4 protein-coding genes are annotated in these 6506 nt (G+C 40.3%); 1 reads left to right on the top strand and 3 read right to left on the bottom strand.

Annotated elements, in window-relative coordinates:
• A partial coding sequence (locus WKF69_RS14425) for a polysaccharide lyase family 8 super-sandwich domain-containing protein (RefSeq protein ID WP_340382776.1) occupies positions 1 to 2417 on the top strand: 2417 nt, incomplete at its 5' end.
• Between the two features lie 283 nt (positions 2418 to 2700).
• On the opposite strand, the gene WKF69_RS14420 is transcribed toward WKF69_RS14425, so the two are convergent.
• From WKF69_RS14420 to WKF69_RS14410, 3 genes are all read right to left on the bottom strand, one after another.
• Positions 2701 to 3108, bottom strand: coding sequence for an EVE domain-containing protein (locus WKF69_RS14420; RefSeq protein ID WP_340382775.1), 408 nt, complete (start codon positions 3106 to 3108; stop codon positions 2701 to 2703).
• Positions 3109 to 3303: 195 nt separating this feature from the next.
• The gene (locus WKF69_RS14415) at positions 3304 to 3708 is read right to left on the bottom strand and encodes a response regulator (protein WP_340382774.1); all 405 of its coding nucleotides are present in this window, start codon (positions 3706 to 3708) and stop codon (positions 3304 to 3306) included.
• A gap of 1 nt (position 3709) precedes the next feature.
• Entirely contained in the window at positions 3710 to 6418 is a 2709-nt protein-coding gene (locus WKF69_RS14410) for a PAS domain S-box protein (RefSeq protein ID WP_340382773.1), read from the bottom strand.
• Between the last annotated feature and the right edge of the window lie 88 nt (positions 6419 to 6506).

The following is a 6506-nucleotide window of genomic DNA, read 5'->3' as shown; positions in this document are numbered from 1 at the left end:
AAAAAACAAACCCGACCTTAGAGATTGCTTCGTCGTGCCTCCTCGCAAGGACATCCTTTATGAGCAGGAACCGTCTTTGTCATTGCGAAAAAACAAACCCGACCTTAGAGATTGCTTCGTCGTGCCTCCTCGCAAGGACATCTTTTATGAGCAGGAACCGTCTTTGTCATTGCGAGCGCAGCGCGGCAATCCCCACCTTTAAAAGAGATTGCTTCGTCAGATTCGGTTTAGTCTTCTTATGGTTTTCAGCAGTGCTGACTATCGGTCCAAGTTATCAGGTGTTTGCACAGCAGGCAACTGGAAATAAAGAAAAGACCGCCCAAATAGCAGAAAACGTAAGTGCTGATCTTGCACTCATAAAAAAACGGATACTAAACGATTTAATGCAGCCTGCTGTTGAAGTTAATGAAATCAGAGATTTAGTTGCCAGTATTAAGCCAGACGGAAGCTGGCCAGGCATCAACTACCAGGATACGTCCAGCACGGGGTTTCAGCATAAAGACCATCTGGAACATATGCTCGATTTAAGCAGGGCTTATAAAAAGGAAGGTACTGTATTATATCAAGATCCTGGGGTAAAAAAGACGGTTACATCTGCACTCAACTTCTGGATAAAACATGACTTTATTTGCGAGAATTGGTGGTGGAATGAAATGGGAACACCCGACTGGATGATCAATACCCTGCTGGTTTTAGACACCGATCTAACCGAACAGCAAAGAATATCAGGCGCAAAAATAGCTTCCCGGGCCAGCTTCACCGGCCTTGGTGCAAGGGCGGGCGGCGACTTCATACCCATTGCAGGCATGGTTTGTAAACAGGCTCTTTTTAAGAACGACGAAAAGATGCTGGAAAATGCGATCAGAGTGATGACGGATCAGGTTGTAATTACTAATGCAAGAGGAATTAATCCGGACCTAGGCTTTCATCACCGGACGGATAATGTGACTTCCATACATAGCTACGGTACAAATTATGTTAGGTCTTTTACCTATTGGACGGTGAAAACTGCAGGCACAAAATTCATGCTTCCTGAAGCAGCCGTGAAATTACTTGTTGATTACTACCTCGATGGAATCAGCCTGGCCATGGGTTTTAGAAAATATCCTGATCCCGGGGCTAAGAACCGTGATCTAAGCCGGAAAGATGCATTGCACCCTGCCAGCACCGACATACCAGAAAACTTTTTGCTGTCTACCAGCTATAGAAAAAAGGAATTCGAAGACCTTATAAAAGTTAGAAAGAACGAAAAGAGTAATGAACTTACCTGGAGTAAGTATTACTGGCATTCATCCTACTTTGCCCATCAGAGCAAAAACTATTTTGCCTCAGTAAGAATGTATTCCTCCCGGCAGAATAATATGGAATCACCTTACAATGGAGAGGGATTGAAGATGCACCATGTAGCTGACGGCTCCAACTTTTTATCCCGTACAGGTAAAGAATATGCAGATATTTTCCCGGTATGGGACTGGCAGAAAATACCCGGTACAACGGTAGTTCAGAAACCGTCATTACCCCCTTCTAAAGATATAGCGAAAAGAGGGACAACTGATTTTGCAGGCGGGGTTTCTGATGGAAAACATGGTGCAGCAGCATTCGATTTCAGCAGCGTACACGATCTTCTTAAAGCACGTAAGGCATGGTTCTTCTTTGATAATGAATACGTTTGCCTGGGCGCCGGAATCAATGGAATGGCTGAATTTCCGGTGGCAACTACCCTCAACCAATCTTTACTTGGCAATGAAGTGGTGGTTAAAACACAGTCCGGCAGGCAAACTCTGGTTAAGGGGAAACATGAATTAACTGGAGTCTCGTGGGTACTCCACGACAGTGTGGCCTGGCTTTTCCCATCAGCAACGGCTGTAAGCCTGAATAATACGATGGTTAGCGGTAATTGGAAACAAATCAATAACCAGAATTGGGCTACAGCGGATAATATAGAGAAAGACCTTTTCAGTCTATCGCTTAATCACGGTACTAAACCCAAAAATGCGGAATATGAGTATATTGTAGTTCCTGGAATGGACGCCGCTTCTATCCAACGTTATCAGGAAAAACCGCCGGTAGTCATACTCTCCAATACACCCGAATTACAGGCGGTTAAGCATACAGCTTTGAACATCGTCCAGGCAGTATTCTACCAGCCAGGGCTCATCAAATTAACAGACAGAATTACGCTGACTACCAACAGCCCTTGTATGGTGATGGTGCATTTAAAAGGCGATTCAATCCGTAAAATTACGGTATCAGACCCCACGCATAAATTTAAATCACTGGAAATCTCCATCAATACCAAATTTGGCGCTGCAGGCCCTAACTGGCGGTCAGTCTGGGATAAAGATAAAAAACTAAGTACTGTTCAAATTGATCTGCCAGCGGGAGATGAAGCAGGGAAAAGTGTTATATTGAACTAGTATCAACCTGCCGGCAGGCAGGCAGGGATTTCCACAAGACGCCGGGCAAATTCAGGTGAGCGAGATTGGTGGATGACCGGATTTCCGACAAGGTTTAACCGCAGAGAACGCAGAGTTTTGCGCCCGCCCGGCTAAACGACGTTCGGACGGGCAGAGAGCGCAGAGGGAAAATGGGTATTGACCGTTTGAAATAAACATATCTCCACCCAGCCTATGCGTACTCTACTCCGCGCCCTCTGCGTTAAAAAACAGTGCCGAAGGCACTCAACGCGTTTAGTCGCTTTCACATTTCACTTAGTTCCACAATCCTATCAAACTCCTCCCTCCTTATCGAAACCACCGACAACCGCCCCTGTCTTACTAAATTGATATCCTTTAACTTCTCGTCCGCTTTGATCTGAGCCAGGGTAACTGGCTTTTTCAATGGCTCCACGGGGGCAAAATCAACCACCACCCAGTTCGTATCGTCAGTTGTAGGATCCTGATACGCCTCCCCAACAACCTTCGCTATACCAACAACCTCCTTACCTTCATTACTATGATAAAACAAGACCAAATCCCCTTCCTTCATCTCCCTCAGGTTGTTCCTTGCCTGGTAATTTCTTACGCCATCCCAGAAGGTTTTGCCGTCTTTATTGAATTTATCCCAGGAGTATTTGAAAGGTTCAGATTTTATTAGCCAGTGGTTCATAGATGATATTGCTCTTGATATATTGAGGTTTCCAAAACTAACAAATATGCGATAAAGGCACACTGAGTTTGTAGATTTTTAAATTATCACCCCCCTTGAAAGTGAGTAAGCTTGTCAAGAGAATATGGAATAGATCGGTCTGATACAGGAGAATTTATGCCGTGATAATCAGAAGATTATTGCAGGAATTAATAATCATAAGCCGAGTTCATTCTGAACCACCTCCAAAAATTTCTCCTTATCAATAGGCTTGATCAAATATCCTTTCAATTTCGGATATTCGGTAAACCGTTTCTGATCAAATAGACTGTTAGATGAGGTACAGATATAAATAGTGATCAATTCTTTAGGGAAAGAAATTGCAATAAATTTCTCTAAAAATTGCCAGCCGTCAATATAAGGCATGTTCAGATCCAAAAAAACCAGATCGGGTATGTTTTCAGCGATGTCTTTGTTTTCTATGAAATAGTTTATAGCTTTTTCTCCATCAGGAAATTGAATAATTTTATCGATCAAATTAGTGGACCGAAGAAGTCTGTTGGCCAAAAATTGGAAAATCGCATCATCATCTATGATACTTACTAAAGATATTTTAGACATTTTAAAGCGTTATAATAAATTTTGTACCCTTACCCGGTTCACTTTCCGCACTTATAGTTCCACCAAATGTTTCAATCTGAGTTTTTGTCATAAATAGGCCAACTCCCTTACTGTCAAATCCGCTATGGAAAACTTTGTTCAGCTTAAACATGTTGTTTCCATGCATTTGAAGATCAATACCCAAGCCATTGTCATTAAATTCCAATACAGTTTTTCCGAAGTGTTTTTTAGTGCTGATCTCGATTAATGCCGGAACATCAGTATGGGAATATTTTAAGGAGTTGCTGATCATGTTGTAAAAAATACTTTTCATATACATCAGCGGAAACTCAATATCAGAAACTTCAAAAGCAGTTTTTATGATAGCCTGTTTTGAGATCATTTGTCCCCTCATCATATTTTCGGTTTCATCAACAAGTTCCTGTAGGTTGCAGGTATCATATGTCATGTTCTTATTAAACCGTACTTCTAATACCTGCATCAGCTCATTGAGGGTAGTATTTAAACTAGAGCTTGTGCTCTTTATCAGTCTTATCATTTCTAATCTCTCTGCTTCAGAATCAGACTCTGCAAGAATTCCTATCATCATATCAATACTTCCGGCCGGGCCTCTTAAATTGTGAGCTACAATTCTGTTAAAATCTTCGAATTGCTCTATCTTATTTTCTAAATCTAAAGCCCGCTTGTATACGTCAATATCTGTACAAGATCCAAACCATTTCACTATTTCGCCCTGATCATTTCGCATAGGAAGAGCTCTGCCAAGATGCCACTTGTAAATTCCATCAGAAGCTCTTTTAAACCGATATTCAACTTCATAGGGCTTTCCGGTTGTTATCGATTCTGTCCAAACCTCAATACAGTTTTGTAAATCGTCCGGATGAAGTATCGATTCCCATCCCCAGCCCTGGGTTTCTTCAATAGACATGCCCGTATAGTCTATCCAATGTTGATTATAGTAGTCGAGATAACCATCAGGACGTGAGGTCCAGACAATCTGGGGAATTGAATCTGCCAGAAACTTAAATTCTTTAATTGTTTCAATGGTTTTATCTTGTTGTATTACCAACTGAATATTTTCAAGTAAGGCTTCATTTATCTCTTCTAACTGCTTTGTTTTAACCATTAATTGATCTTTATTTTCCTTTTCAATAGTGATGTCTTTTACAAATGCAATAAATAATTTATTTCCATGCTGAGTTGCCTGCGAAATAGTGAGGGATATGGGAAACACTTTACCTTCCTTATTAAGTGCTGTAATTTCTATTGTTTTATTTAAAATATTTGTTTCACCTGTTTTCAAAAAGCGTTTCATTCCTTCAATATGAGCCTCTCTATAATGGGTTGGAATTATAATATTGCTTAAAGACAACCCTAACACCTCTTCAGTAGTCCATCCGAAAATTTCTTCTGCTTTAGGATTCCATAAGGTGATAATACTTTTTTCATTAATTAATATAACTGCATCGGGAGCGTTGTTGATTATATTCTTACTATACTCTTCTTTTTGCTGCAATTCTTTAATGAGTTCAAATTCTTTTGTAACATCCTGCATGATCCCCACTAAAAGATTTTCATTGCCTGATTTTATAACTCTTCCTGTACCTTTTATATTTATGACCTTTCCGATTTTTGTATTCATTCGGTAGTGCCATTCATCAGCGGTTTTGCGTTGAAAGAATTTTTGCACTAACTGTTTCACGTATTCCTTGTCATCAGGATGCACATGCTTGTAAAATTCATCTAATGTAGGTTCAAATTTATCTGGCTCATATCCTATCAGTCGGAACAAATTATCAGAGAAAGCTAATTTTCCTGTAGTTAAGTTAAAAGAATAACTACCCTGCCTTGAACTTTCTTCTGCTTGTTTAAAGATTTCATTTTGTATATGAAGCTCATTAGTGCGCTGGCTTACCTTTTCTCGTAATTCTTCGGAAAATCTTTTCTGTTCGGTAATATCTTTTGAAACAGAAAGGATTTGCCGGATGGGTTCACCTGGTTGACACACAGGCGCTACTACTACATCCCACCATTTAGGCGTTCCTTTAGCAGTAGGGCAAAACGCTGTAAATCGGGAAGTTTCTCCTTTCAAAGCATTATCAATAGATGATTTTACCAGGCCCTGGCTTTCACTGTTCCAAAGGCTATCCCAATTTATATTTTTAATAGTTGAAAAATCATCAATCTCCATCTGGAAAAGCCCGTTGTAGTTCACGTACTGAATTCTACCATCCGTGTCTAATATTTTTAAGCAATCCGGGCTGTTTTCTAAAATAGTACGGCTAAGCAGTTCACTTGCCTCACTTTGTTTGCGGGCATTCACAGCTTCTGTAATCTCCGTACCAATTAAAATAATGCCGTAAATTTTATTATCTACATCAAGCAATGGCTGATAAACCGAATTGAAATAAGCCATGTCTGGTTTTCCAATGCGTTTTAGCTGAACCGGTATTTCGTTGGAAATGAAAGGTACTCCTGTAGTGTATATATCGTTGAGTATCGTTTTTAACCCGTCTTCCAATTCAGGCGACGATTCGAAAAGCGGTTTATTGATTACCTCATCATAAGATTTTCCCCAAATTTCGAGTGCCATCTTATTGATTGTTACAGTAATAAAAGACGGACCCACAAATTTTGCAATGAGTACTGGAGCCTGCGATATGAGATTTTGGAACTTATCTTCACTGGATTCAATTTTATGTTCTGGCACTGTATTCATTTTAAGTCTGGTACTTACTAAAGCCTGACTTGTCCTGACATAGGTTGACAAAAAACAAGGTCAACGATGAATAGAAATC

Source organism: Daejeonella sp. (genome assembly GCF_037719425.1).
Taxonomy (GTDB): Bacteria; Bacteroidota; Bacteroidia; order Sphingobacteriales; family Sphingobacteriaceae; genus Daejeonella.
The sequence above is the reverse complement of the archived record's forward strand: the minus strand, read 5'-3'. Positions and strand labels throughout refer to the sequence as shown.